We start from the raw sequence: 25,593 nt of genomic DNA on the forward strand, positions 1-25,593 counted from the left end.
GCCGGGCGCGGCGGCGCCAGCCGTAAGGCGGCCCGGTGCCTTGCCGACGGGGCGGCCGGGCAACGGATGGTCCGGTGGCTGAGCCAATTGGCCACCGTCCGGAAGTGGCTGAGCCAATCGGCCACCGTCCGCCGGTGGCTCGGCCAATCCGGCTTCGTGGTCCAGCGGCTGAGCCAATCGGCCATCGAGGGCCGGTGGCCGATCCGCCGGGCCGCTCAGTGGGCGGTCCATCCGCCGTCCATGCTGAGCGAGGCCCCGGTGATGAAGGACGTGTGCGGACCGCAGAGGTACGCGACGGCCTCGGCGACCTCCTCGGGCTCGACCAGCCGCTTGACCGCCGCGTCGGCCAGCATGACCTCGGAGACCACCCGCTCCGGCGCGATTCCGTGGGCCTCGGCCTGGTCGGCGATCTGCCGTTCGACGAGTGGGGTGCGCACATAGCCAGGGTTGACGCAGTTGGAGGTCACCCCGTGCTCCGCACCCTCCAGGGCGGCGACCTTGGAGAGTCCTTCCAGACCGTGTTTGGCGGCCACATAGGCCGACTTGTACGGGGAGGCGCGCAACCCGTGCACCGAGGAGATGTTCACGATCCGGCCCCAGCCCTGGGCGTACATGTGCGGCAGCGCGCCGCGCATCAGCCGGAAGGGCGCCTCGAGCATCACGGTGAGCACCCGGGAGAAGACCTCGGGCGGAAAGTCCTCGATGGGCCGGACGAGTTGGAGCCCGGCGTTGTTGACCAGGATGTCGGTGCCCGCGCCGGCCCGCTCGGCGGCGTCGAGGTCGGTGAGGTCCATGGGGTGGGCCTCGACCGTGCCGGGCAGTCCGGTGGCCGCGGCGACGAGGCCGATGAGGCCCTCGGCGTCCAGGTCGGCGGCCCGCACCCGCGCCCCGGCGGTGGCCAGCCGCAGCGTGCAGGCCCGGCCGATGCCCCCGGCGGCGCCCGTGACGAGTGCGGTACGGCCGGAGAGGTCGGGGCCGCCGGACGGCCGTGAGTCCGGGCCTGGTGTGGTGGACGCGCTCATGAGGGGCACATTAGGCAGCCGTCGGGCCCGGACCGATGTGGGGGTGGCACATACTTCACTCCCCGACGATGGGCTCGAACCATGTCGGGCCGTCCTCGAGCGCCTGCTTGATCCGGGAAAGGGAGAAGTCCTCCATCTCGGGCAGCGCGTCGAGCGGGAACCAGCCGACGTCCAGCGACTCGTCGTCGTTCACCCGCGCCTCACCGCCGACCGCGCGGCAGCGGAAGCAGAGGTCCACGAACTGGCACTTGTCGTCGTTGGGGTAGGTCACCGGCGCCAGGGTCCGTACGAGCACGATGCGTTCGGGAACGCAGCGCACCGCGGTCTCCTCCTCGACCTCGCGGACCACCGCCGTGGCCGGCTGCTCACCGGGTTCGGGGATGCCGCAGATGATGGTCCAGCGGCCGTTGTCGGCCCGGCGGCCCAGCAGCACCCGATCCTGGTCGTCGAAGACCACGGCGCTCACGCCCGGCAGATAGAGCAGTTCATGACCGATGGAGGCCCTGAGGTCACGGATGAAGTCGGGGGTCGGCATGGGCCGAGGGTATCGGGCCGAAATGGGGGCGCGCGCGGCGGCCGTACGGCGCCCTCCACGGTGGGCGTTTCACGACCGACTCATCGTTTCTGCGCACCATATACACATTCCTTACGACAAGCGCTACGGTTTCGGGTGTCATGGCTCGCGCGACGGCCGTAAGGACGTCGGCGCGGTGCCCGTCACGACGGGGGGTCGGCGGGATGACGTCATCAGTGGTGGAGCCTGTCGTGCAGGACCACGGCAGACCGGCCGACGGCTGCGCCGGTGCGTCCGATGTCGCGGGGGTTCTGATCCTGGCCGGTTGCGCCGTGTGGGCGCTGATCGCCGCCATGGGGCGGCCGGCCCGCCCCGAGGGGGTCCTGCTGGCGGTGTTGGCGGTGGCCGCCGGGTACGCCTGCGGCCGGATCGCCGGATCGCTGCTGCCGGTCGCCGGGGCGGCGGCCGCCGGGCTGGCCGGGTTCGGTCTGGCCTGCACCTCGCCATACGGGCTCACCGGCCATGAGGGGCCGGGTGCGGCCCAGCTCACCCTGGCCACGGGCGCGCTCTGCTGCGCGGCCTGGGCCGCCCCGCGGGTCCTCCGCCCGGCGCTGTGGCTGCCGGCCGCGGCGATCACGCTGACGGCGGCGCTGGGCGGCTCGACGGTCGGTTCGGTGGCGAGCGGCGCCGTCCTGGTGTGCTCGCTCATCGCCGCCCGGCCACGGCGGCGGCTGCCGGCGCTCGCCGCGTGCGCGCTGATCGCCACGGTCGCGGTCGGTGGCACCTGGGCGGTGGCCAAGGGCTCGCTCCCGGGCGGACTGCCGCCCGCCCTGCGCGCCCATCTCACCGAGCACCGGATCCGGCTGTGGCAGGACGCCGCCCGTATCGAGGAGACGGATCCGCTGCGCGGTGTGGGCCCGGACCGCTTCGGCGAGCTGAGCCCCGCGGCGGCCCAGGCGCTGGGCCCGGAGGCCAAACCGCATTCGGCGCCGCTCCAGCAGGCGGCCGGTCAGGGGCTGCCGGGGGTGGCCCTGCTGGGCGCGGCCTTCGGCTGGATGCTCCATGCCCTGTGGCGCTCCCCGCGCCCCACTCCCGTGGTCCTTACGGCGGCCGTGACCCTCACGGCCCTGGCCGTCGAGTCCTGTCTGGGCAACGCCCTCAGCTTCTCCCAGGTCACCGCGGGGGCGGGCCTCCTCGCCGGACTGGCGACCGCCCGCCGCCTGGACGACGGCGGCCCGGGCGCCGTGCCATGAGCGAGCCCCGGAGGCCGCGAAGGGGCACGCGTCCCCCGAAACGGAGATCCGTCGGAAGGGCCCTAGACCTGGGAGGTGCGGGCCGCGATCAGCCGCAGCCGGTCGCGGATGACCCGGACCGCCGCCTCCGCGTCGTCCACCGTGACCGTGAAGACCCGGCCGTCCCCGAGGCGGACCACCAAGCCCTCGCCCCGGCGCACGACCACCGCCGTGCCCTTCTCGGGGCGCCAGCGGTAGCCCCAGCCGCCCCACTGGCAGGGGGTGACCTTACGGGCCACATCGGCGTGGACCACGTCGCTGAGCGGGATGCGGCGGCGTGGGAGCCCCATATGGCCGCAGCGGATCTCCAGCACCTCATCGTCGACCCGTACCGCCACATGGACGAAGGCGAGGGTGCCGAAGAGCATCAGCAGCCCGGCGGCGACACAGCCGATGACGGCCATGAGCAGCGGGGCGATGCCCGAGCCCCAGGGCGAGTCGACGGCGAGGTCGACACCGAGTGCCAGGCACGCGGCGCCCGCCACGGCCAGCAGCCACTGCACGCGGTTGTGGGCGCGTCCGATCCAGACCGCGGGCGGCTGCCCGTGGGCGCTCGGCTCTCCGTGGTCGTGGTGCCTCATGGTTGGCAGCGTACTCACCTTCCGGCACCACGGCAGCGGGGTGGGTGAATCCGCTGGTGAGGAGCGTTTCGGTCAGCTCACCGCGCGAGGCACCGCTGTCAAGCGCGGGTCGGGGCGGCGGGTGCCAGCAACACGCCTTCGGCGTAGGTCAGGGCGACCTCGGGCAGGGCGGCCTCGCGTCCGCTGAGGATGACGCTCAGACCGCCCGGGGTGACCGGGCCGTCCGGCGGGAACGGGTCGGCGCCGATCCGGCGCAGGGCCTGGGCGGCGACGGCCCCGGCCGAGCCATGGAGGACGATCGGCGGCGCGTCCGGCCGCTGTACGGCGGTCCGGATCCGGTCGGCGACGAGTTCGTAATGGGTGCAGCCCAGGACGACGGTCGTGACATCGCGCGGGGTGCGGGACGCCGCGGCGGCCACCGCGGCGTCGATCCCCTCGTTGTCGCCGTGCTGCACCGCGTCCGCGAGTCCCGGGCACGGCACCTCGGTCACCTCGACGCCGTCCGCGAAGTCACGGATCAGCCCGCGCTGGTACGGACTGCCGGTGGTGGCCGGAGTGGCCCAGATCGCGATCGGCCCTCCACCGGCCGCCGCGGGCTTGATGGCGGGCACGGTGCCGATGATCGGCAACCCTGGCTCCAGCTCGGCGCGCAGCGCGGGCAGTGCGTGGACGGAGGCGGTGTTGCAGGCGACGATCAGCGCGTCGGGGCGGTGCGCGGCGGCGGCCCGGGCGCAGCCCAGGGCCAGCCCGGTGACGTCCTCGGGGGTGCGCGGGCCCCACGGCATGGTGGCGGGGTCGGAGGAGAGGACGAGATCGGCGTCCGGCCGCAGTCGGCGCATCGCGGCGGCGGTGGGCAACAGCCCGATTCCGGAGTCCATAAGCGCGATCTTCACCCGGTCACTTTAATGGATCGGTCCCGTGCGCCCGGCGGCCGGGCACGCCTTCGGGCAGACTTCGGCGAGTGAGCGCGCTGATGTGGATCGCCGCCGGGTCGTTGGCCGCATGGCTGTGGCTGCTGCTGGGCCAGGGCTTCTTCTGGCGTACGGACGTAACGCTGCCCCGGGGCGGCCCGGACGGCTCGGGGCCGCCGGAGCCGGACGGGTTCGGGCCGCCGGAGCCCGCGGCATGGCCCTCGGTGGCCGTCGTGGTGCCCGCCCGGGACGAGTCCGCGGTGCTTCCGGCCAGTCTGCCCTCGCTGCTCGCCCAGGACTATCCGGGGCCGGCGGAGATCTTCCTGATCGACGACGGCAGCTCGGACGGCACCGGAAAGCTGGCCCGTGAACTGGCCGACGAGCACGGCGGACTGCCGCTGACCGTCGACTCCCCCGGCGAGCCCGGCCCCGGCTGGACGGGCAAGCTGTGGGCGGTGCGGCACGGCATGGCACTCGCCACGACCCGGTTCGCCGCGGACCGTGGGAACGCGGACCGTGGGAACGCGGACCGTGGGAGCGCGGACGGTGCGGACCGTAAGGACGCGGACGGCCGGGGCGCGGACCGTAACGACGACGACGGCGGCGTGGACTACCTGCTGCTGACGGACGCGGATATCGCCCATGAGCCGGACTCCCTGCGGGAGTTGGTGCGCGCGGCCGAGACGAACGGGCTGGATCTGGTCTCCCAGATGGCGCGGCTGCGGGTGGTGACCTACTGGGAGCGGCTGATCGTGCCCGCGTTCGTCTACTTCTTCGCGCAGCTCTACCCGTTTCGGTGGGTCAACCGGCCCCGGGGGCGCACCGCCGCGGCCGCGGGCGGCTGTGTGCTGCTGCGCCGGGAGGCGGCCGAGCGGGCCGGGGTCCCGGAGGCGATCCGGCAGGCGGTCATCGACGACGTGGCGCTGGCCCGCACGGTGAAACGGTCCGGCGGACGGATCTGGCTGGGGCTGGCCGACCGGGTCGACAGTGTGCGGCCGTATCCGCGGCTGGGCGAGCTGTGGCGGATGGTCTCGCGCAGCGCGTACACCCAGCTGCGCCACAATCCGCTGCTGTTGCTGGTGACGGTCGCGGGGCTGGCGGTGGTGTATCTCGTGCCGCCCGCGGCCGTGGTCGCCGGGGTAGTGACGGGGCGCCCCATGCCACTGGCGCTGGGCGCCGCCGCCTGGGCGCTGATGGCGGGCAGCTACATCCCGATGCTGCGCTACTACCGGCAGACGCTGTGGCTCGCGCCGCTGCTGCCCCTGACGGCCCTTCTCTATCTGTTGATGACGGTGGACTCGGCGGTGCGGCACCACCTGGGGCAGGGCGCGGCCTGGAAGGGGCGCACCTACGCCCGCCCCAGCGCCGCGCCCTGACGGCCGCGCCCCGTGCACCGGGGTTTCACTTGCGGCCGGGGGTCCAGTTCATGCCCCAGCCGTAGGCGTGGTCGAGGGTGCGCTGCGGGCTGGTGCCGCGCTGCGGCACCAGATAGCGGGCCTCGCGCTGCACGACGAGCTCGCCGCCGGTGTTGGTGATGAGCGCGAGCGCGCAGACCGGGGACGGGACGGTGCACTCGTCGAGCGAGAAGTCGATCGGGGCGCCGAACTGCGGTTGCAGGGTGACCGTGGCGTGGAGGTTGGCGAAGCTGCGGGCGCCCTCGTAGATGGTCACGAAGATCAGGATCCGGCGGAACAGCTTCTGTTGGTCGAGGTTGATGGTGAGGTTCTCACCGGCCGCCCGGGCACCGGTCCGGTCGTCGGCGTCCAGGTGGATGAAGGGCGGCTGGTGCAGCGAGCCGAAGGAGTTGCCGAGCGCCTGGACCACGCCCTTGCTGCCGTCGGCGAGTTCGAACAGCGCCCCCAGGTCGAGATCGAGGTCGCTGTGCATGGCCATGGCCCGGCCCAGCTTGGAGGCCCACCCCGAGAACTGCTTGTGCACCTGCCAGTTGAGGTTGATCCGCATGGTGCCGGAGGTGCCGCCCTGTTTGGTCAGCGAGACCGACGGCGCCTCCTTCGTCAGGGTGACCTTGCTGAGGCTCACCGGCGCCCCGGCCGGGGCCGGGGCCGCCGGGGCGGTGGGCGGAGGCGGTGGCAGGGGCGTGGAGGCGGCCGTGGGCGTCGGAGGCGGGTACGCCCCGGCGGGCGGGCCGGACGGCGGCGCGGGGGCGGCGGGTGGTGCCGGGGCGGCGTACGGGTTCTGCGCGGCCGGGTACGGGTTCTGCGCCGCGTACGGGTTCTGTCCGGCGTTCGGCGGGGCGGCGGGGGCCGGGGCCGGGGCGGCGGGCTGAGCCGGCGTCTGCTGCGGCTCGTCGACCGAGATGCCGAAGTCCGTGGCGAGCCCCGCGAGACCGCTCTGGTACCCCTGGCCCACCGCGCGGAACTTCCAGGCGCCCTGCCTGCGGTACAGCTCGCCGAGGACGAAGGCGGTCTCGACGGTGGCGTCCTCGCTGTCGAAGCGGGCGATCTCCGCGCCGCCCGCCGCGTTCAGCACCCGGATGTTCAGACCGGGGACCTGGCCGAACGTTCCGCCATCCGCCGAGGCCGCGAGGACCACGGTGTCGACGGCGGGCTCGACCCGGGCGAGGTCCACCGAAAGGGTGTCGGTCACGGTGTCACCCGCGGTCCGCTTCCCCTCGTGGCGCACCGCGCCGGAGGAGTGCGCCGCCTGGTTGTAGAACACGAAGTCCCCGTCGGACCTGACCTTTCCGGACACCAGCAGCAGCGCCGAGGCGTCCACGTCCGGCGCTCCCGGTCCGGCGCGCCAGCCCAGTTCGATCCGCACCGCGTCAGCCGGTACTGGCGTGTTACCGCCCTTGCGCATCGCCATTTCCGTCCCCCTGCCTTTCTGTTCACTCGGATCGGGCCGCTCGGCCGTCGCACAGCGCGGTCGACGGGTGGCTACCCGCTGAAAACGCGCTCTTTACACGATCTCAACGTACCCTGACGACCGATTTTCCCGGGTTCGCTCGGATTGGGGATCCACGGCCACTCCGAACACTGAAAACAACCCTCCTACCGGACTCCCCAATCAGCACATGGTGGGCTTAACTTATGGTCTATGACCTCCCCCCGCAGCACTTACGGTGGCGGCTACTACTCCTCGCCGTCCTTCCCGGACACCCCCATCTACGACAGTCTTGTCGCCGAGCGGGGGACACCGCAGATCGCACCCATCAGGGTGCCGTCGGCCTATGACACCGGAAGTCATCTTCCGGCGCTGCCCTCGGCGCTCCCCGCGCTGCCGGCCGCCCCCTCCCCGCAACCCATGCACCAGGGGTACCAGCAGCACACGCCGCAGCCCACCGGCCTTCAGCAGGCGCACTCGCCCTACATCCCGCCGCAGCCGACGGGACCGCGGGGCTACCCGGGCGCCCAGCAACCGCACACGCAGCGCCCCGCGCCGGCCTCGCCGATGGGGTACGAGGCGATGCGCCCGGCCATGACGCGTCCGGTCGCGCCTCGCCCGGCGGCTCCCGCGCCCTCTCCGTACGACGACCCTTACGGGCGTCAGCAGTACCCGGGCGGCCGGGGGCCGCAGCCGGGAGACGGCTACTGACACACGTCGGGAGGTGATGCGACCGGGCCGTGCCCGGTCGCGGGAAGGTCCGGGCCGGATGGGGTATCCCCGTCCGGCCCCTGATTCGTTGTGAGGGCCGTCCGTGCCCGATTTATGAGGGCCGTTCGGCCCCTCCCCGGCGGCGGGGCGCACCGCGATGCTGGACCGAGCAGTTCCGCGAGCCATCTCCGCCACCGGGGGTGGGCCGGGCTCTCACCCCACTGCGGTGATGAGCATGTCGACCGGTCCCGCCCCGTTCGGCGTGGGGCGCGGGGCCGGAAGGGGACCGGTCTCGCGCTCCGCGCGAAACGCACGCGGCCAGCGTGACGGCCACCGTAAGGGTGTCATCCGGACACCCTTACCGGGCGTCGCCCAAGGGCTCACTGACCCGCTTCGCGCTCCTTGATCCGCTCGGCGATCACCGCGGCCTGGATCCGCCGTCCCACGCCCAGCTTGGACAGGATCGAGGAGATGCGGTTCTTGACGGTCTTCTCGGCCAGGAACAGCCGCTCGGCGATCTGCCGGTTGGTCAGCCCATCGCCGATGAGCTGGAGGATCTCCCGCTCCCGCGGGGACAGCTTCTCCAGTTCCACGGGCCCGCTCGGCGCGGGGCCGCGCAGCCGGGCCATCACCCGGGAGGTGGCGCCGGGGTCCAGCATGGAGCGGCCTTCGGCCACGGTACGCACCGCCGACACCAGGTCGGACCCGTTGATCTGCTTGAGCACATAGCCCGCGGCCCCGGCCATGATGGCGTCGAACAGCGCTTCGTCGTCGTCGAAGGACGTCAGCATCAGGCAGGCGAGGTCGGGGAGACGGGCCCGCAACTCCCGGCAGACCTCGATCCCTTCGTGGTCCCCGCCCTCGCCCGAGGAGCCGAGCCGTACGTCGAGCACCGCGACGTGTGGCCGTACGGCGGGGGCGCGGGCGATGGCCTCGCGGGCGTTGGCCGCCTCGCCGACCACCTTCAGATCGGATTCGGCGTCGAGCAGATCACGCAGTCCGCGCCGCACCACCTCGTGGTCGTCGAGCAGAAAGACCCCGATGGGGCCGTCGGGGTCGGCTGTCTGGGGCACGGCCTCTCCTCCATGGCGCGCGGGTCGCCGGTCGCGATCCGGCTGCCCAGCTTTACGTTCTGGCGCGGGGAAGCGTAAGGGGCCATTCGGCCCCCGGGCCGCCCGCCGCGCCTTCCGGTCCGGTTACGGCGAGATTCCGCCCGCGTAGGGCCCGTACAGGTCCAGCAGCCGGGTGCGGGCGCTCTGTAGCCGGCGCCCGATCACCTGGGCGCAGGCCAGCGCGAGGGCGTAGCCGAGCGCCGGGTCCTCGTCGCACAGCCGGCGCACCGCCTCGGCGTTGAACTCGTGTGCGCGCACCGGGCTGAGCGCCTCCGCGCCCAGGTGCCAGGTGTCCGGCGGGAAGAGCCAGGACCAGCCGATGAGCTCTCCGGGGCCGAGGGTCTCGATCACCGCGGCCCGCCGCCCCGGGACATGCAGATCGAGGGTGACCGCGCCGGTGCGGATGATCCAGAAGCGGTCGGCCTTACGGCCTTCCTCGAAGATGCGGCCGCCCGAGGGGAAGGACACATCGTGGGCGAGCGCCATCAGCCGCTCACGGTGTTCGGTCTTCAGCGCGCTCAGCAGTCCCATCATGACCTCACTCTGCCGTCTCCTCTCCCCCCTCGCCCCTCGGCGGTCACTGTGCGTACGAACTGTGCGTACGAGAGGCAGTCGATCCAAAGCGATACACCATCGATCGGGTATCGCTTCACCCTTACCCATTTTCGGTCATGTTCCCGATATGACACGTCATTCGTGGTCCTCGTGACCAATGAGACGCCGCTCCCCGTACCCTCGGCTGCTTCACCGACCCTGTGTTGTCGCTCGTACTCGTCACCAAACGGGAGGCACTGGTGCTAGCCGACCCTCGTCGTCGGTCCGCCGATCGAGCCGGAGAACACCTGCTCCACCGTCATTTCACCGCCGATGAGCTGCCCCGGCTGCGGGTGCAGGTCGAGGAGTGCGCGGCCTGGGCCGGGCTCAGCGAGACCCGCCGCGGGGACTTCGTGCTGGCCGTGGACGAGATCGCCAACAACGCCATCGAGCACGCGGGCGGCACCGGATCCCTGCTGCTGCGGCGGATCGGCGACGAGCTGGAGTGCCGGATCAGCGACTCCGGGCCCGGCTTCTCCGAGGACGTCATCCCGCGGATCCTGCCGGGGCTGGACGGCGCGACCAGCGGCCGCGGGCTATGGCTGACCCAGCTGGTCACCGACCGGCTGGCGATCAGCGCGGGGGCGGTGGGCGCCGTGGTGACGCTGGCCATGCGGCTGCGCTGAGTGAGCCGCCGGACTCCCTCGGCGACCGCTTCGGCGGGACAATGGGAAGGGACATTTCCAGGTGCCGGCAGGAGAGGCGGTGGGCACGGTGGAGCTTCCCGTGGTCGTCGGGGTCGACGGTTCGGACGCCGCCTCGGACGCACTGGACTGGGCGGCCGAGCTGGCCGGGCGCCGCGGGCTGCCGCTGCGCGTCGTCCACGCCTCACTGTGGGAGCGGTACGAGGGCTATATCCCCGGAACGGCCGCCGACCGCCCCGCCGAGCGGCTCCACAGCGAGGCGGTGCTGGCCACCGCGGCCGAGCGGGCCGGGCGGCGGGTGCCGGCCCTGAAGGTGATGACCGACCTGGCGGCGGACGACGCGGTGACGGCCCTGCTGCGCGCCGGGAAGAGCGCCGAGGCGCTGGTGGTCGGCTCGCGCGGCCGCGGCGAGTTCGCCTCGCTGCTGCTCGGCTCGGTCGGACTGGGCATCGCGGCCCGCGCCCAGTGCCCGGTGGTCGTGGTGCGCGGCCGCCCGGAGAACGTGCGCGGCGGGATGAACCGGGTGGTGGTGGGGATCGCCGAGCGCGAGCGCCCGGGTGAGCAGGAGCCCGCGCCGCCCTCCGCCGCCGTCGCGTTCGCCCTCCGCGAGGCGCGGCTGCGCGGCGGCGAGCTGGAGGCGGTGCACGCCTGGCGCTGCGCGGGCCCGGAGGACCACACGAGGCCCGGGAATCACGGCGGGCGCGGTGACCAGGGCGCGCATGAGGAGCAGGGGGCGCGTGAGGCGCAGGGGACACGTGAGTCGCAAGGGACACGTACGACACACGGGGCACGTGAGGCACAGCGAACACGTGCGACGCACACGGCACGTGAGGCGCAAAGCGCGCGTGAGGCGCATGAGCGGCGCGCCGCCACGCTCCTGGACGAGACGCTGGGCGGCGCCACGGCGGCCGGGCTGCCGCCGGTGCCGGTGGCCCACCGCCCGGTCGAGGGCTCGGCGCGCAAGGCGCTGCTGGACGCCTCCGCGCACGCGGATCTGCTGGTGGTGGGGGCCCGGCGGCGGCAGGGGCACTTCGGTATGCAACTGGGGCTCGTCAACCACGCCGTGCTGCATCACGCCAAGTGCCCGGTCGCCGTGGTGCCGGTTTCCTAGGCTCCGGTCCCCCGGCGGCCCCCGACCCTGGCCGAGTTCCTTCCATCCCCGCCACCACCGGCCCCCGCCCCGGCTACCCTGCTGGTGAGAGGGTCATGGGGGGATGGAGGCCAGGTGTCGGGCAGTGCGGACCAGGGGCGCCATCCGGCCCTCCCCCAACTCCGGCTCGACCAGCTCCTCGACGAGCTCCAGGCGCGGCTGGACGCGGCCCGGTCCACCCAGGACCGGATGCACAGCCTCCTGGAGGCCGTGCTCAGCGTGGGCCGCGAGCTGGACCTGGAGCAGGTGTTGCGCCGGATCGTGGAGTGCGCGGTGGTGCTGGCCGACGCCGAGTACGGCGCGCTGGGCGTGGTCGACCGGCATCGGCTCTCGCAGTTCCTGCCGGTAGGCATGTCCGAGGAACAGGCGTACCGCATCGGCCCGTTACCCAGTGGCCATGGGCTGCTCGGCGAGCTGATCCGCCACCCCCAGCCGCTGCGGCTCACCGATCTGTCGGAGCATCCGGCCAGCTATGGCTTCCCCGAGCACCATCCGCCGATGCGCTCGTTCCTGGGCGTGCCGATCCGGGTCCGTGACGAGGTCTTCGGGAACCTCTATCTGACCGAGAAGCGCGGCGGCGCCCAGTTCGACGCCGATGACGAGGCGGTGCTGGCCACCTTGTCGGTCGCCGCCGGGGTGGCCATCGACAACGCCCGGCTGTACCACGAGAGCCGGCGCCGCGAGCAGTGGCTGGAAGCGCTCGGCGTCATCACCCGTACGCTGCTGGCGGGCACCCCGGCGGGCGAGGTGCTGAGCCTGATCGCCCGGCTCGCCCTCCAGGTGGCCCTCGCCGACTCGGCGGCGATACTGCTGCCGGCCACCGGCACGGACTCGCTGATGGTCGAGGTGGCCGAGGGGCATGACGCCGAGCTCATCGGCGGGCTCGTGGTGCCGTCCGACGGCTCGCTGGCCGGGCTCGCGGCCCGCACCGGGCGCCCCGCGGTCGCCTCGGACGTACGGGTGGACTCGCGGGCCCGGTGCTGGCCGCTGCCGGCTCAGGAGAGCGAGTTCGGCCCGGTGGTGGCCGTACCGCTGGTCGCGGGCGAGCGGGCCTCCGGTGCGCTGCGGCTGTGCCGGCTGGCCGGGCGGCAGCCGTTCGACGACCATGAGGTGGAGCTGCTCTCGGGGTTCGCGGCGCAGGCGGCCCTGGCCCTGGAACTGGCCCGGCACCGCGCCGAGTCCGAGCACATGGCGCTGCTCCAGGACCGGGACCGGATCGCCCGGGACCTTCACGATCTGGCCATTCAGCGGCTCTTCGCGACCGGGCTCACCCTCCAGAGCGCGGGCCGGCTGATCGAGCGCCCGGAGGCGGCCGAGCGGGTGGGGCGGGCGGTCGACGACCTGGACGAGACCATCAAGATCATCCGTTCCACGATCTTCGCCCTGCGCACGGTCGGGGACGACGGCGGTGAACCCGCGACGCTGCGGTGCCGGCTGGTCAAGGCCGTCCGCTCGGCCTCGGACACCCTGGGCTTCGCCCCGTCGCTGCTGATGGACGGCCCGGTGGACACCGATGTGCCGGACGAGACCGGCGACCATGTGCTGGCGGTGCTGGCCGAGGCGCTCAGCAACACCGTGCGGCACGCCCATGCCCAGCGGGTGGAGGTGCGGCTGACCGTCGGCGCCGACATCACCCTGGAGGTCACGGACAACGGGGTGGGCGCCGGTGGCGCCGCCCCCAGCGGAGGACTGATCAATATGCGGTCACGGGCCGAACTCCTGGGCGGCACTTTGGACATCGAGGCGCCGGAGGCGGGCGGCACCCGGCTGATCTGGTGCGTCCCCTTGCACCGCCGACGGCCCGCCGGAACGGCGAAAGGGCTGGCTCCGTGATATTGCTCTCTCTCCGTCGAATACGTCGCATATCCGGCCCGCCATGCGGTACTCACGAATGGGGAAGGGGGTATGTGATCCATGCGAATGATCTGGGGGCTGTGGCGCTGGCGGCGCAACCCGCTGCGCCGTAAGACGGACGTGCTGGAGGCGTGCGCGGCGCTGGTCGCCGCGGTGCTCATCCTGCTCGTCGCCCCCGCCGTCGGCTGGACGTCGGGGTCCCTGGCACACGGGGCACTGGTGAAGGCCGCGCAGAAGCAGCGCGCCGAGCGTCATCCGCTCTCGGCCACCGTGGTGAAGGTGCTGCCGCATCCGCCCATCGACTCCGATCCCGAGACCGCTTCCGCGAGGGACGCCCATCGCCGCGTCCTGGCCCGCTGGACGGGGCCGGACGGCAGCAGCCACGAGGGCACGCTGGGCGCTCACCCCGGCGCGGATCGCGGTGAGCGGTTCCGGATCTGGACCGACGACCACGGCCGCCCGGTGGGCCGCCCGCTGGACACCGCGACGGCCGCCACCCACGCCGTGCTGGCCGGAATCGGCGCGGCCGGGGTGACGGTGCTCCTGGTGGACGGTGCCCGGCGGCTGGTCGTATGGCGGCTCATGCGCCGGCGCTACGCGCAGTGGGGCATCGCCTGGGAGCGAGCCGGTCAGGACTGGGGACGGGCGGACGCCGACAGCTGACCTGTGCGAGCGGGCGACGCCCGGCCTGGAGTTGTCATACGAACACACAACTCCCCCCGTGCTCCACAGCCACGTCAACTCATGGCGCCTCGCGCACGCTACGGTGGGGCATTCCATATGCGCAGCGGCAGTCAGCAGCGGCGGTCAGGCGCGCACACCGGCAACGCACGAGGTGGGGGCACAGCAGCACCATGGCACAGGGCTCGGTCGTCCAGGTGACGCACAGCGGAACGTCTCGGTGGCGGCGCCGCACCGGAGAGTACGCCTCCCTCACGGCGGCCCTGGAGGCCGCCGGGGACGGCGATGTGCTCTCCATCTCGCCCGGCACCTACCGCGAGAATCTGGTGGTGGGCCGGGCCGTCACCCTGCGCGGGCCCGAGGGCTCGGCACGCGGTTCGGTGCGGATCGCGCCGGTGGACGGAGTCGCGCTGACGATACGGGCCTCCGCCGTGGTCCAGGATCTGCATGTCGAGGGCCAGGATTCGGCCGCCCCCGCGCTGCTGATCGAGGACGGCACCGCGGAGCTGACGGACGTCCGGGTGGCCACGCGCTCTGCGGTCGGCATCGAGGTGCGCGGCGGCGCCCGCCCGACCGTGCGGCGCTGCACCGTGGACAACCCCGCGGGCGTCGGGCTCAGCGTGCTGGACGGCGCGAGCGGGGTGTTCGAGGAGTGCGAGGTGGTGGCCGCCGGGCAGTCCGGGGTGGCGGTGCGCGGCGGCGCCCGCCCCCGCCTGGACCGCTGCCGGGTGCACCACGCGTCCGGGGCGGGGTTCTCGCTGACCGGCGAGGGCTCCTCGCTGGAGGCCGTCGGCTGTGAGGTGTACGAGATCCGGGGCGCCGGAGTACAGGTCTCCGGGCGTGCGACCGGGAATCTGACCGACTGCCGGGTGCACCGTACGACGGCCGACGGGGTCAATCTGGACACGGACGCGGTGCTCACGCTAGCCGACTGCGAGATCCATGACATCCCGGAGAACGCGATCGACCTGAGGTCGCGTTCGGTACTGACCCTTACCCGCTCCACGGTGCGCCGGTTCGGGCGCAACGGCCTGTCGGTGTGGGACCCGGGCACCCGGGTGGACGCCAACCAGTGCGAGCTGCACGAGAGCACCGGCGACTATCCGGCGGTGTGGGTGAGCGACGGGGCGACCGCGGTGCTCGACTCGTGCCGGGTGCGCGAGGTGCCGGACGCGCTGTTCGTCCTGGACCGGGGGTCGCGGGTGGACGTGGTCGACAGCGATCTGTCCCAGGTGCGCTCCACCGCGGTCTCGGTCAGCGACGGGGCCATCGTCCAGCTGGACGACTGCCGCATCCGGGAGGCGGCCACCGGGGCGTGGTTCCGTGACCACGGCAGCGGCGGCACGCTCGCCAACTGCACCATAGACGGCGCGGCCACCGGAGTGATCGTCACCAAGGGCGCCGATCCGACGGTCGAGCGCACCACGGTCTCCGGGCCGACGGAGGCCGGGTTCTATGTCTCCGCCGAGGGCCGCGGCACCTTCACCGGCTGCCGGGTGACCGGCAGCGGGGGCTATGGCTTCCACATCATCGACGGCTGCCGCACCACTCTGACCCGGTGCCGTACGGAGCGCTGTGCGCGCGGGGGTTACGAGTTCTCCGAGGCGGGGCCGATCGCCGAGGACTGCACCAGCGACGAGAGCGCCACCACGGCCCTGGGCTCCCCGGGCGTGCCCGCCCAGCCCCAGCTCACCGCGCCCGCCGTGGAGACCGCCTCGACGGGCGGGCTGCTGGGCGGCGTCCCGGCGCAGCGCGCCGCCCAGACCTCCGCGCCCGCCGCCGAGCCCCCGGTCGCCGTCCGCCCGTCCACGGCGGTGCTGGGCGAACTGGACGCGCTGGTCGGGCTGGAGAGCGTCAAGCGCGAGGTGCGGGCCCTCACCGACATGATCGAGGTGGGCCGGCGGCGCCAGGAGGCCGGGCTCAAGGCCGCCTCCGTCCGCCGCCATCTGGTCTTCACCGGCTCCCCCGGCACCGGTAAGACGACGGTGGCCCGGCTCTACGGGGAGATCCTGGCCTCCCTCGGGGTGCTGGAGCGCGGCCATCTGGTGGAGGTCTCCCGGGTGGACCTGGTCGGTGAGCACATCGGCTCCACGGCCATCCGCACCCAGGAGGCGTTCGACCGGGCGCGCGGCGGGGTGCTGTTCATCGACGAGGCGTACGCCCTCTCGCCGGAGGACTCCGGCCGGGACTTCGGCCGCGAGGCCATAGACACGCTGGTCAAGCTGATGGAGGACCACCGGGACTCGGTCGTGGTCATCGTCGCGGGGTACACGGCGGAGATGGAGCGCTTCCTGTCCGTCAACCCCGGTGTGGCCTCCCGTTTCTCGCGCACCATCACCTTCGGCGACTACAGCCCGGAGGAGCTGCTGCGGATCGTGGAGCAGCAGGCCGAGGAGCATGAGTACCGGATCGGCGAGGGGGCGTCGGAGGGGCTGCTGAAGTACTTCACGGCGCTCCCCAAGGGCCCGGCGTTCGGCAATGGGCGCACCGCCCGGCAGACCTTCGAGGCGATGGTGGAGCGGCACGCGGGCCGGGTCGCCCAGCTGAGCGACCCGACCACGGACGACCTCACACTGCTCTACCCCGAGGACCTGCCGGAGCTCATCTGACCGACGGCCTCCTCCGCCGCCGGTGGCGGCGTCTGCTCCGGGAGCCGGGCCAGCAGCCCGGATCGCTCCCGGTCGAAGACGGGGTCGGCCTGGTAGTCGCCGTGCCCCAGGATCGGCGCGGGCAGCGGGTGTTCGGTCGTACGGCCATAGGCCAGCGGGTCCTTGAGCGCGCCGCAGTCGACCTCGGGCCCGCTGCCGTCGGGCAGCTTGATGGGGCCGCCGATGGGGTCGGTGTAGCGCCATAGATTGCGCCAGCAGCGCACCTCGCCGTGGAGCGAGAGCAGCTGGGTGGGGCCGAAGTAGGCGGGGAACCACCGCCCGTAGAGCCGCTCCAGCGGTGAGCCGTAGGTGAGCAGCGCGACCTGGCCGCGGGTGCGGGGGTCCACCTGCCAGACCGCGGCGGCGGCCAGCACACTGCCCTGGGAGTGGCCGGAGATGACCAGCCGGCCGCCGTACCGGCGGGTCCAGGTCTCCATCCGCCAGGTGAGATCGGGCACCGCACGCTCCGCGTAGCACGGCGGCGCGAAGGGGTGGGCGGCGCGCGGCCAGAAGGTGCCCACGTCCCACAGGATGCCGATGGTGCGGCGGGCGGAGGGGCTGCGGTAGGCGCGGCGGGCCCAGGTGACCAGCATCAGGAAGGCCAGCCCCATCAGCCAGGAGCCCAGCGCCTGCGCGGTCTGGGCCGCGGCGTCCACGGCCCCGGGCGCACCGTCGGCGGCCCGGCCCGGCACCTCGTTGGTGACCCAGGCCGCGGTGACGGCCAGGGCGCCGAACAGCAGGGTGAGCAGCGCGACGGGGCCCACGATCCAGGGGGCGGAGTCGGTGAGGCCCGCGCGGGCGATGGTGCCCGCGATCCGCCGGGTGCGTACGGCGTCGGGCCGCTCCCCCGGATAGCCGTCCATGATGGTCGGCAGCAGCCGGTTGCGCACCCGCCACACCCTTACGGTGAAGACCACCAGCAGGACGACCAGGACCAGCAGCAGCGCGGGGATGGCCGTGGCCAGCCAGGTCAGCAGCACCGGCGGCGCTATCCCCGGCCCCTCACCCGGGGTGCCACCGCCGTCCAGCCAGTCGGCGAAGCGCTGGCCGACACCGCCCGCCAGCACCGCGCCGAGCCCGCAGGCGAGCACGGCGACGGCGGGCCCGGCGAGCCCGTACAGCGGGGTGCGGCCGGGCGCGGCCCGGTGCAGGACCAGGGCGCAGACCGCCATGGTCACGATCAGCGCGCCCTCCCCGATGGCGATGGCGCAGAACGCCTCGTTGCCCGGCAGCTGGCCGGTGGAGACCCAGCCGGGGCGGGACCAGCCGGCGTACAGGACGGAGAGTGCCAGCAACGCGAGGGCCGTGCCGGGCAGCGCGGTGATGGTGAGGCGGTCCAGCTCCCCGTCGATCTTGGACTCGCTGCGGCCGCGGTAGCACACTACGGCCACCACCGTGACCGCGCCCGCGCAGAGCAGGGTCAGCAGCGTCCAGCCCGCGGTGTCCTGGAGCCCGCTGCCGCCCGGTTCGCGGTCATGGGTGGTGGTGGGCAGGGTCAGGCCCGCCGCGATGGTGAGGAAGCCCGCGGCGGTGTGCGCGGCGCGCAGCCGGGCGACGACCCTGCGGCCGTACCAGAAGCCGGGCAGGCACAGCGCGGGACGGTTGCCCGACTCGGGGGCGGACTCGTCGACGGGGCGCTCCAGCGGCGGGGAGGACTCGTACGCGCTCCAGGTGCGGTTGGACAGGTACCACAGCAGTCCGGTGAGCGCGCCGGGCAGCACCGCGGCGAGCGCGAGCCTGCGGCCGGGCTGGCTCCACCAGCCGTGGTTCTCCGGGGACAGGAAGCCGAGCCAGGACTTGCCCCCGGCGCAGTCGGCCGAACCGGCGCACTGCCAGGCGACCAGGTCCAGGGCCACCTCGCAGGCCCCGGCGATCAGCAGCACGGTCAGGGTCAGCGCCACCAGCCGGACGAGCAGGCCATAGGTGCGCACGGTCCGCTCGCGCCGGTCGGCCGGGGGCCGCATCCAGTGGGCGAGGTTGGCGACCATGAACGGCAGTAAAAGCAGCCACAGTGCGCGGGAGCTGTTGCCCGAGGTGAGGTTGCACCAGACGTACGCCTCGCGGATCGGGCCGTCGCGGTCCGGGCCCTCGCGGTCCTCCGGCGGGCGCTGCTCGGCGTCGATGTCGTCCGCCCTGCGGTAGACCGCCGCGGTCTCGTCGCCGGTGACCAGGCTGGTGCGCGGATCCCCCAGCATCTCCTCGGGGGTGGTGCCGCCCACTCCGTGAACGAGGAGTTCCAGATCGGGTGGTGGCGCCCCGCCCTCGCGGGCCGTCATCGCCCGTTCCGACGCGTCGGCCGGTGTGTCCGTACGCATGGTCGATGCCACCGTGTCCCCCGATCCGGTGTGGTGCGGTCGTTCTGGCTCCAGGATTGTGCCCATCGGCCACCTTCCCCGACCCTGACACGGCGGGCGTGGCGAAATCGTAACCCCGGGTGCACCGGCACTCGGCTGTCCTCGCCTCATGCGAAGCTGTCCTCGCCTCATGCGAAGATGAACGCGCGGGCGACGAGGGCCGGCCGGAGGGAGACGTGGCAGGGTGAGCGACAACCAGAACCTGCTCGCGGAGCAGCGGCGTGCCCTGATTCTCGATGAGGTCAGGCGGCGCGGCGGGGTGCGGGTCAACGAGCTGACGCGCAAGCTCAATGTCTCGGACATGACGGTTCGTCGCGATCTCGACGCGCTGGCCAGGCTGGGCGTGGTGGAGAAGGTGCACGGCGGGGCCGTGCCGGTGGCCGAGGCGAGCACGTACGAGCCCGGGTTCGAGGCCAAGTCGGGCCTCGAGCTGAGTGCCAAGGAGGACATCGCCAAGGCGGCGGCCGCGATGGCCACGCCGGGCACCGCGATCGCCCTGGCCGGGGGCACCACGGCCTTCACGCTGGCCCAGCAGCTGCTGGAAGTGCCCGATCTGACGGTGGTCACGAACTCGGTCCGGGTGGCCGACGTGTTCTACAACGCCCAGCGGTCGGCGGCGCTCGGCGGGGTGGGCCCGCGCCCCGGCGCGGCCACCGTCGTGCTCACCGGCGGGGTGCGGACGCCGTCGGACACGCTGGTGGGACCGGTCGCGGACGCGGCGGTGCGCTCGCTCCACTTCGATGTGCTCTTCCTCGGGGTGCACGGGATATCGGTGGAGGCGGGTCTGTCGACGCCGAATCTCGCCGAGGCGGAGACCAACCGCCACTTCGTCAGGGCCGCGCGGCGGGTGGTGGTGGTCGCGGACCACACCAAGTGGGGCACGGTGGGGCTGAGTTCCTTCGCCTCGCTGGACCAGGTGGACGCGCTGGTCACCGACCCGGGGCTGCCGGAGGAGGCGCGGGCGGAGATCTCCGAGTATCTGCCGGAGCTGGTGGTGGCGGGCGAGCCGGTCCGCACCGCAGACATCTGACACCCCGCCAGCTATCGTGTGTCCATGACACACCGGTTGCGTTCCGTCGGGCTGGAGTACGCCGAGACCGCCCCGGTCCGGCTCGCCTTCGTCGCCAAGGTCTCGGCCACTCCGGAGGCGGTGTTCGAGGCGTTCACCGATGTCGAGGGCTGGCCGCGGTGGTTCCGGCAGGTGAAGGACGCCCGCTCCACGGACGGCGGCAAGGGCAGGGAGATCCGCCTCGTGGGCGGCACCCTCTTCCGCGAGACGGTCATGGCGGCGGATCCGCATGAGCGCTACGCCTACCGTGTCGACGAGACCAACGCACCGGGGCTGCGGGCGCTGCTGGAGGAGTGGACGCTGCGCCCCTCGGACGGCGGGACCGTGGTGCGCTATGTCTTCGCGGTGGACGGCACGGCGGTGCTGCGCGGCGCCGTACGGGCGATGCGGCCGGGTCTGCGGCGCGCGTTCCACCAGGCGGTGCGGAACCTGGACCGGATGGTGGCGGCGGCCTGACGACGGCCGTAAGGGCGAGGCGGTGGCCGTAAAGGCGTGATGGCGGCCGTAAGGGCGCCAATTGGCGACCGTAAGGGCGTGACGGCGGCCATCCGCGCGTGGCGGCGGCCGTAAGGGCGGAGGTCAGTCCGTCCAGTTGCCCGTGGTGAGGAAGATGTCGAGCGTCTTCACATACGGCTCGATGTCCAGCCCCTGCTCCTCGAGCCACGCGTCCGAGAAGTACTTGTCCAGATACCGCTCTCCCGGATCGCAGAGCAGCGTCACCACGCTCCCGGTCCGCCCCGCGGCGACCATCTCCGCGACGATCCGCAGCGCGCTCCACAGCCCCGTCCCGGTGGAGCCGCCCGCCTTACGGCCGATGACCCGCTCCAGGGCGCGCACGGCCGCGACGCTCGCCGCGTCCGGGACCTTCATCATCCGGTCGATCGCGCCCGGTACGAAGCTGGGCTCCATCCGGGGGCGGCCGATGCCCTCGATGCGTGAGCCGTGGTCGCTGGAGGCCTGGGCGTCGTGGTGGACCCAGCCGTCGAAGAAGCAGGAGTTCTCCGGGTCGGCGACGCACACCCGGGTGTCGTACTGCATGTAGTGGACATAGCGGGCGATGGTCGCCGAGGTGCCGCCGGTGCCCGCCGTGGCCACGACCCATGCCGGCTCTGGATAGCGCTCCAGACGCAGCTGCTGATAGATCGACTCGGCGATGTTGTTGTTGCCGCGCCAGTCCGTGGCCCGCTCGGCGTAGGTGAACTGGTCCATGTAGTGACCGCCGGACTCCGCCGCGAGAGCCGCGGACTCCTCGTACATCGTCCGCGGGTCGTCCACGAAATGGCACTGGCCGCCATGGAATTCGATCAGGCGGCACTTCTCCCGGCTGGTCGTGCGGGGCATCACCGCGATGAAGGGCACCCCGATCAGCTTGGCGAAGTACGCCTCGGATACGGCGGTCGAGCCGCTGGACGCCTCGATAACGGGCTTGCCCGGCCGGATCCAGCCGTTGCACAGCCCGTAGAGGAACAGCGAGCGCGCCAGGCGGTGCTTGAGACTTCCCGTGGGGTGGGTGGACTCGTCCTTGAGGTAGAGGTCGATCCCCCAGCGCTCGGGCAGCGGAAAGCTCAGCAGATGGGTGTCCGCGGACCGCTGGGCGTCGGCCTGCACCTTACGGACGGCTTCCTTCAGCCACTCGCGGTAGCCGTGGTCGCTGCGATCCACGTCGATCGTCTCGATACTCCCGCGCGCCGTGCCGTCCAACGCCCACTCCTCCTGCTTGTGCCTCATGCCCAGCCCAGGTGGCATACTCATGCCGTTTCGATCCTCATTGTCCCCCAGTGCGCCCTGGTGTCCGGGGCCGGTCACGGGCACACTGCGCAACAGGGAAAATGAGAGGCGGCGGCACAGTGCCAGTCGGAGCCATCGGGGAGGCGGTTGTGATGGCCGATACGGAGTTCAACGCCAGAGGAGTGCGGATCGAGCGATTCCTTCGCTCGGTCACCCGCGCCGGACAGGTCATGATCAAGGACGGCAGACTGCAATTGCTGACCAGTTACGGCAGCGAGATCGACAGCGCGCCCGTGCAGTCGGTGCGTGCGAGCAAGCCCTGGTTCGTGGACGGGGACCAGGCCATGGCCACCGTGAACGGCACCCGTTACCGCCTCACCCTCCGCTCGCAGGACGCCAAGTCCGCCTCGGCCAAGTCCGGCTCGGGCGCCGCCAGCCGCTTCCTCGACGCCGTCCGGTCCGCCCGGGGGCATGCCTCGAAGAGGTGACGCGGCCGAGTTGCGCGTGCGCGCGGTGGGACCGACCCTGGACGAGTATCAGTATCACTGAGGGTCAACAAGCGGTGACGCTGAGAACCGTCCCACCGGTCGCGCCCAGCAGCCACCACTGCTGAACGTGTTCGTCGCCCGCATCTGAATCAGGCTAGCCCCACGTCTTCAGGGAGTCGCAGCCGTGATCAGTCGTCCTAGCAGGCATTGCACGGTGGAGCTCCAGGCCCTGCCGTCGCGGATCGGACAGGTCCGCAGAATCGTGTCGGCGCAGTTGCGCTACTGGCATCTGGATCCGCTCATCGACCCGGCGGCGCTCGGCGTCACCGAACTGCTCACCAATGTCCATCGGCACGCCGAGCCGGACAAGCAGTGCACGGTGGAGATCGCCCTCATGCTGGACCGGCTGACCGTTTCGGTCCGCGACCAGGATCCGCGGCTGCCTCGCGTTCAGGCGTGTGATCCCTTCGCCACCCACGGCAGGGGGCTCGCGCTGGTCGCGGCCGTCAGCCAGAGCTGGGGGATGCACGCGCGGGACGACGGCGGCGGGAAGGTCGTCTGGTTCACGCTGGCCGTGCCGCGCCCCACCGCCCCCGCGAAGCCGCCCTTCGCCTCGCACGGAACGGGCCGCACCGCTGGAACGGTCCGCACCGCGCCGCCCCTTCGTACGGACGCCTCCCGTCCGACGCCGACGCCCACCAAGCCCCTCACCGGCCCCGCACCCGCCCCCGCACCGGCGCCCGTCACCCCGGCACCCGTCACCCCGGCGCCGGCGCCGACACCCGCGCCTGTCGCCCCCGAACCCGTCGCCGCGGCACCGGCCCCCGCTGTTGCCGCTCCGGCCCCGGCACCGGCCGCTGCCGCCGCCCCGGCGCCAGCGGTGCGCGAGCGGGCCCCCGCGGCAGCCCGGTCGGCGGCCTCCCGCTGAGCATGCGAGCGTCCCGCCTCCGGCGAGGCGGGACAGCCCGGATACGCCCGGCGGCCCGTACCGCCCCGGCCTCCGCCGTCGCCGTCAGAGGGCCCCGCCCTTCGTCGCATGGCGGCCGAACTGCTCGTCCAGAACGGACAGTCGGCGCCAGTACTCGTCCTCGTCGATCTCGCCGGCCGCGAAGCGACGGCCCAGCACCGCGATCGGCGATCGCTCGCCGAAGTCCACGGGGCCGGGGCCGTGCCGCCAGGGGGCGCGGCCGCGCCATCCGGCGCGCCGCAGCACGAAGACCGCGCCGCCGACGACCAGCGCCCACATCAGCGGGACGAGCAGAATCCACGGGCCGGGGCCATCGCCGTCGGCGAAGCCGTGCGCCAGGGTGTTCATGGTGATCGCGCTCCTCGGGAGTGGGTTTCTCATGGCCCTCATCTCGTGGCCACTCCCGAGGATCACTCCCTTACGGTGCCCCGGTCGTCGTACGGCCGACGACAGTTCCGGTACCTCCCGGGGAGTACGCACACCGGCTCGGCGCCCGACCTCACTCTGTACCTACTAGTGTGTACGATCGACGGAGCCGAGAACGAACACGCACGCGAACCCACGCCCCGCCGACAGGAGTTCACCGATGCTCGCCATGCAGTACCGGATCACCCTGCCCGCCGACTACGACATGAAGATCATCCGGCACCGGGTGGAGACGAAGGGGCCATTGCTCGACGACTTCTCAGGGCTGGGCCTCAAGGCGTACGGCATCCGGGAGCGCGGTGTGGACGGCTCGCCGGTCCATCAGTACGCCCCGTTCTATCTGTGGACCGCGCCCGAGGCCATGAACCGCTTTCTGTGGGGCCCCGGATTCCAGGGCGTCGTCCGGGACTTCGGCAGGCCCTCGGTCGAGCACTGGCAGGGGCTCGGCTTCGAGCGGGGCCCGGCAGCGGGCACCGTGCCGCGCGCGGCCACCCGCCACGCCGAGCCGGTCCCGGCCGCCGCCGATCCCGCCTCCGCGGTCGAGGGCGCCCTGGCGCGGCTGGCCGAGCGCGCCCGTAAGGACGGCGTCCACACGACGGCCCTCGGCATCGACCCGCGCGGCTGGGAGCTGATCCACTTCACGCTCTGGGAGGAGTCGGCACCGCCCTCGGAGCCCGGCGACCGCTACCAGGTGCTCCATCTGTCGGCCCCGGACCTGGACGCGCTGCCCCAGGGGCGGCACTGGTGACCAGCTGGAGGGGTCAGCCCACGCCCAATGCCGCCAGCGGATCGTCCAGCACCGGCTGCCACGCCAACTCCGCCGCTCCGACCAGGCTGTTGTGGTCCAGCGTGCACGGCAGAATGGGTACGCCCCCGCTCCGGCCCCACAGGCTGCGCTCCGCCACCACCGCGCGCAGCCGCTCCGGATCGGCCTCCAGGAGCTCGCGGTGCAGCCCGCCGAGGATGATGCGGTCCGGGTTCAGGATGTTGACCAGACCGGCGAGTCCCAGGCCGAGGCGGTCGATGAGCTGCTCGGTGGCCGCCCTTACGGACGGCGCCGTGGCGTACTCCTCGCGCAGCAGATCGCGGGCCTGCTGAAGCAGGGAGACCTCCGGGCCCGGTTCGCGCCCGGCCGCCGTGAGGAAGGCGAGCGGATCGGCCTCGATGTCCAGACAGCCACGGCTGCCGCAGTGGCAGGGCGGGCCCTCGGGGTTGACGGTCAAATGGCCCACCTCGAGGGCGAGCCCCGCGCTGCCCGTGTGCAGCCGTCCGTCGAGCACCAGCGCGCCGCCGACGCCCCGGTGCCCGGTGGCGACGCAGAGCAGGTGCTGGGCGCCGCCGCCCGCGCCATGGCGGTGTTCGGCGAGCGCGGCCAGGTTGACGTCATTGCCCGCGAAGCCGGTGACCGGCTCGCCGTCGTCGCCGCGGATCCCGGCCGCGGCCAGGCTGCGGTTGAACAGCTCGCGCACGGGGGCGCCCGCGGGCCAGGCGATGTGCAGCGGGTTCAGGGCGGTGCCCTCCGGTTCGGCGACCGCGGACGGGACGGCGAGCCCCGCACCCACACAACGGCGGCCGGTCTCCCGCAGCAGCCGGGCACCGGCCTCGACGACCGCGTCGATCACATGCGCCGGGTCGGCGGGCACGGTCATACAGCCGGGCGCGGTGGCCACGGTCTGCCCGCCGAGCCCGACCAGCGCCGCCCGGAAGCCGTCGGCGTGCACCTGGGCGGCGAGCGCGACCGGCCCGTGGGGCGCGATCGACAGCCGGTGCGAGGGACGGCCCTGTGCCCCGGCGGCCCCGAGCGGCCGCGAGTCGACCTGGATCAGGCCGAGCGCCTCCAACTCGGCGGCGACGGCGCCCGCGGTCGCGCGAGTCACCCCGAGTTCGGCGGTGAGCACGGCGCGGGTGGGGGCGCGGCCGGTGTGGACGAGTGCCAGTGCCGGGCCAAGAGCGCTTCGGCCGCGCTCGAGCCTTGTCCGTGTCTGGGTCACGCCTCTATTCTC

General features: G+C 73.0%; 23 protein-coding genes and 1 pseudogene. 13 read left to right on the forward strand and 11 right to left on the reverse strand.

The features are described from left to right. Window positions 1-215 precede the first annotated feature (215 nt). Both ACJX2R_RS08030 and ACJX2R_RS08035 read right to left on the reverse strand, forming a co-directional pair. Window positions 216-1,022 carry a 3-hydroxybutyrate dehydrogenase gene (locus ACJX2R_RS08030; protein ID WP_413099452.1) on the reverse strand — a complete coding sequence of 269 codons (807 nt, stop codon included), beginning with the start codon at window positions 1,020-1,022 and terminating at the stop codon, window positions 216-218. Between the two features lie 55 nt (window positions 1,023-1,077). After that, window positions 1,078-1,557, reverse strand: coding sequence for an NUDIX hydrolase (locus ACJX2R_RS08035; RefSeq protein ID WP_413099453.1), 480 nt, complete (start codon window positions 1,555-1,557; stop codon window positions 1,078-1,080). 203 nt (window positions 1,558-1,760) lie between these two features. On the opposite strand from ACJX2R_RS08035, the gene ACJX2R_RS08040 reads away from it, so the two are divergent. Continuing rightward, window positions 1,761-2,789, forward strand: a complete 1,029-nt coding sequence (locus ACJX2R_RS08040) for an O-antigen ligase family protein (RefSeq protein WP_413099454.1) — start codon at window positions 1,761-1,763, stop codon at window positions 2,787-2,789. Window positions 2,790-2,851: 62 nt separating this feature from the next. Here ACJX2R_RS08040 and ACJX2R_RS08045 read toward each other — a convergent pair whose 3' ends face one another. Together ACJX2R_RS08045 and ACJX2R_RS08050 are read right to left on the reverse strand one after the other, a co-directional pair. Continuing rightward, window positions 2,852-3,409 (reverse strand): hypothetical protein, encoded by a 558-nt coding sequence (locus ACJX2R_RS08045; protein ID WP_262704627.1) that lies wholly within the window; start codon window positions 3,407-3,409, stop codon window positions 2,852-2,854. Window positions 3,410-3,507: 98 nt separating this feature from the next. After that, a complete protein-coding gene (locus ACJX2R_RS08050; protein ID WP_413099455.1) occupies window positions 3,508-4,302 on the reverse strand; it encodes a glutamate racemase in 795 nt (264 codons plus the stop codon). Between the two features lie 68 nt (window positions 4,303-4,370). Here ACJX2R_RS08050 and ACJX2R_RS08055 point away from each other — a divergent pair, with 68 nt between their 5' ends. Then, window positions 4,371-5,696, forward strand: a complete 1,326-nt coding sequence (locus tag ACJX2R_RS08055) for a glycosyltransferase (protein WP_413099456.1) — start codon at window positions 4,371-4,373, stop codon at window positions 5,694-5,696. 25 nt (window positions 5,697-5,721) lie between these two features. Here ACJX2R_RS08055 and ACJX2R_RS08060 read toward each other — a convergent pair whose 3' ends face one another. After that, window positions 5,722-7,140: a TerD family protein gene (locus ACJX2R_RS08060; RefSeq protein ID WP_413105797.1), complete on the reverse strand. Its 1,419-nt coding sequence runs from the start codon at window positions 7,138-7,140 to the stop codon at window positions 5,722-5,724. Window positions 7,141-7,377: 237 nt separating this feature from the next. Here ACJX2R_RS08060 and ACJX2R_RS08065 point away from each other — a divergent pair, with 237 nt between their 5' ends. Beyond that, a complete protein-coding gene (locus ACJX2R_RS08065) occupies window positions 7,378-7,875 on the forward strand; it encodes a DUF6643 family protein (RefSeq protein WP_413099457.1) in 498 nt (165 codons plus the stop codon). A gap of 380 nt (window positions 7,876-8,255) precedes the next feature. On the opposite strand, the gene ACJX2R_RS08070 is transcribed toward ACJX2R_RS08065, so the two are convergent. Next, window positions 8,256-8,948 (reverse strand): response regulator, encoded by a 693-nt coding sequence (locus ACJX2R_RS08070; protein ID WP_020873494.1) that lies wholly within the window; start codon window positions 8,946-8,948, stop codon window positions 8,256-8,258. Between the two features lie 123 nt (window positions 8,949-9,071). Continuing rightward, on the reverse strand, window positions 9,072-9,521 hold the full coding sequence (locus ACJX2R_RS08075) for a Crp/Fnr family transcriptional regulator (protein WP_262704623.1): 450 nt from the start codon (window positions 9,519-9,521) through the stop codon (window positions 9,072-9,074). Window positions 9,522-9,781: 260 nt separating this feature from the next. Between ACJX2R_RS08075 and ACJX2R_RS08080 the strand changes: the two genes are divergently transcribed. The 5 genes from ACJX2R_RS08080 to ACJX2R_RS08100 all read left to right on the forward strand — a co-directional run bounded on the left by ACJX2R_RS08080 (window position 9,782) and on the right by ACJX2R_RS08100 (window position 16,519). After that, a complete protein-coding gene (locus ACJX2R_RS08080; RefSeq protein WP_171072568.1) occupies window positions 9,782-10,207 on the forward strand; it encodes an ATP-binding protein in 426 nt (141 codons plus the stop codon). A 61-nt stretch (window positions 10,208-10,268) separates the two neighbouring features. Then, window positions 10,269-11,336, forward strand: a complete 1,068-nt coding sequence (locus tag ACJX2R_RS08085; protein ID WP_413099458.1) for a universal stress protein — start codon at window positions 10,269-10,271, stop codon at window positions 11,334-11,336. A gap of 114 nt (window positions 11,337-11,450) precedes the next feature. Next, the gene (locus ACJX2R_RS08090; protein WP_413099459.1) at window positions 11,451-13,208 is read left to right on the forward strand and encodes a GAF domain-containing protein; all 1,758 of its coding nucleotides are present in this window, start codon (window positions 11,451-11,453) and stop codon (window positions 13,206-13,208) included. Window positions 13,209-13,289: 81 nt separating this feature from the next. Next, a complete protein-coding gene (locus ACJX2R_RS08095; RefSeq protein ID WP_413099460.1) occupies window positions 13,290-13,892 on the forward strand; it encodes a hypothetical protein in 603 nt (200 codons plus the stop codon). A 191-nt stretch (window positions 13,893-14,083) separates the two neighbouring features. Further along, window positions 14,084-16,519 (forward strand): right-handed parallel beta-helix repeat-containing protein, encoded by a 2,436-nt coding sequence (locus tag ACJX2R_RS08100; RefSeq protein ID WP_413099461.1) that lies wholly within the window; start codon window positions 14,084-14,086, stop codon window positions 16,517-16,519. Here ACJX2R_RS08100 and ACJX2R_RS08105 read toward each other — a convergent pair. Further along, window positions 16,489-18,873 (reverse strand): hypothetical protein, encoded by a 2,385-nt coding sequence (locus tag ACJX2R_RS08105; RefSeq protein ID WP_413099462.1) that lies wholly within the window; start codon window positions 18,871-18,873, stop codon window positions 16,489-16,491. The two genes, ACJX2R_RS08100 and ACJX2R_RS08105, sit on opposite strands and share 31 nt — an antisense overlap. A 223-nt stretch (window positions 18,874-19,096) precedes the next feature. On the opposite strand from ACJX2R_RS08105, the gene ACJX2R_RS08110 reads away from it, so the two are divergent. Further along, on the forward strand, window positions 19,097-19,942 hold the full coding sequence (locus ACJX2R_RS08110) for a DeoR/GlpR family DNA-binding transcription regulator (protein WP_262704619.1): 846 nt from the start codon (window positions 19,097-19,099) through the stop codon (window positions 19,940-19,942). Window positions 19,943-19,966: 24 nt separating this feature from the next. Then, window positions 19,967-20,437, forward strand: coding sequence for an SRPBCC family protein (locus ACJX2R_RS08115; RefSeq protein WP_262704618.1), 471 nt, complete (start codon window positions 19,967-19,969; stop codon window positions 20,435-20,437). A 123-nt stretch (window positions 20,438-20,560) separates the two neighbouring features. On the opposite strand, the gene ACJX2R_RS08120 is transcribed toward ACJX2R_RS08115, so the two are convergent. Next, a complete protein-coding gene (locus tag ACJX2R_RS08120; protein ID WP_413105798.1) occupies window positions 20,561-21,709 on the reverse strand; it encodes a PLP-dependent cysteine synthase family protein in 1,149 nt (382 codons plus the stop codon). A 152-nt stretch (window positions 21,710-21,861) separates the two neighbouring features. Between ACJX2R_RS08120 and ACJX2R_RS08125 the strand changes: the two genes are divergently transcribed. Both ACJX2R_RS08125 and ACJX2R_RS08130 read left to right on the forward strand, forming a co-directional pair. Next, window positions 21,862-22,197 (forward strand): hypothetical protein, encoded by a 336-nt coding sequence (locus ACJX2R_RS08125; RefSeq protein ID WP_413099463.1) that lies wholly within the window; start codon window positions 21,862-21,864, stop codon window positions 22,195-22,197. Between the two features lie 184 nt (window positions 22,198-22,381). Then, window positions 22,382-22,822, forward strand: a pseudogene (locus ACJX2R_RS08130) (ATP-binding protein); the annotation flags it as partial. Between the two features lie 387 nt (window positions 22,823-23,209). On the opposite strand, the gene ACJX2R_RS08135 reads toward ACJX2R_RS08130, so the two are convergent. Next, window positions 23,210-23,512 carry an SHOCT domain-containing protein gene (locus tag ACJX2R_RS08135; RefSeq protein WP_020873481.1) on the reverse strand — a complete coding sequence of 101 codons (303 nt, stop codon included), beginning with the start codon at window positions 23,510-23,512 and terminating at the stop codon, window positions 23,210-23,212. 238 nt (window positions 23,513-23,750) lie between these two features. On the opposite strand from ACJX2R_RS08135, the gene ACJX2R_RS08140 reads away from it, so the two are divergent. After that, window positions 23,751-24,338, forward strand: coding sequence for a DUF4865 family protein (locus ACJX2R_RS08140; protein WP_413099464.1), 588 nt, complete (start codon window positions 23,751-23,753; stop codon window positions 24,336-24,338). Window positions 24,339-24,351: 13 nt separating this feature from the next. Here the strand turns inward: ACJX2R_RS08140 and ACJX2R_RS08145 are convergent, their stop codons facing one another. Beyond that, window positions 24,352-25,581: an ROK family protein gene (locus tag ACJX2R_RS08145; RefSeq protein ID WP_262704614.1), complete on the reverse strand. Its 1,230-nt coding sequence runs from the start codon at window positions 25,579-25,581 to the stop codon at window positions 24,352-24,354. Window positions 25,582-25,593 lie beyond the last annotated feature (12 nt).

This window comes from Streptomyces sp. Inha503, from assembly GCF_047215865.1.
In the GTDB taxonomy this organism is placed as follows: domain Bacteria; phylum Actinomycetota; class Actinomycetes; order Streptomycetales; family Streptomycetaceae; genus Streptomyces; species Streptomyces lycopersici.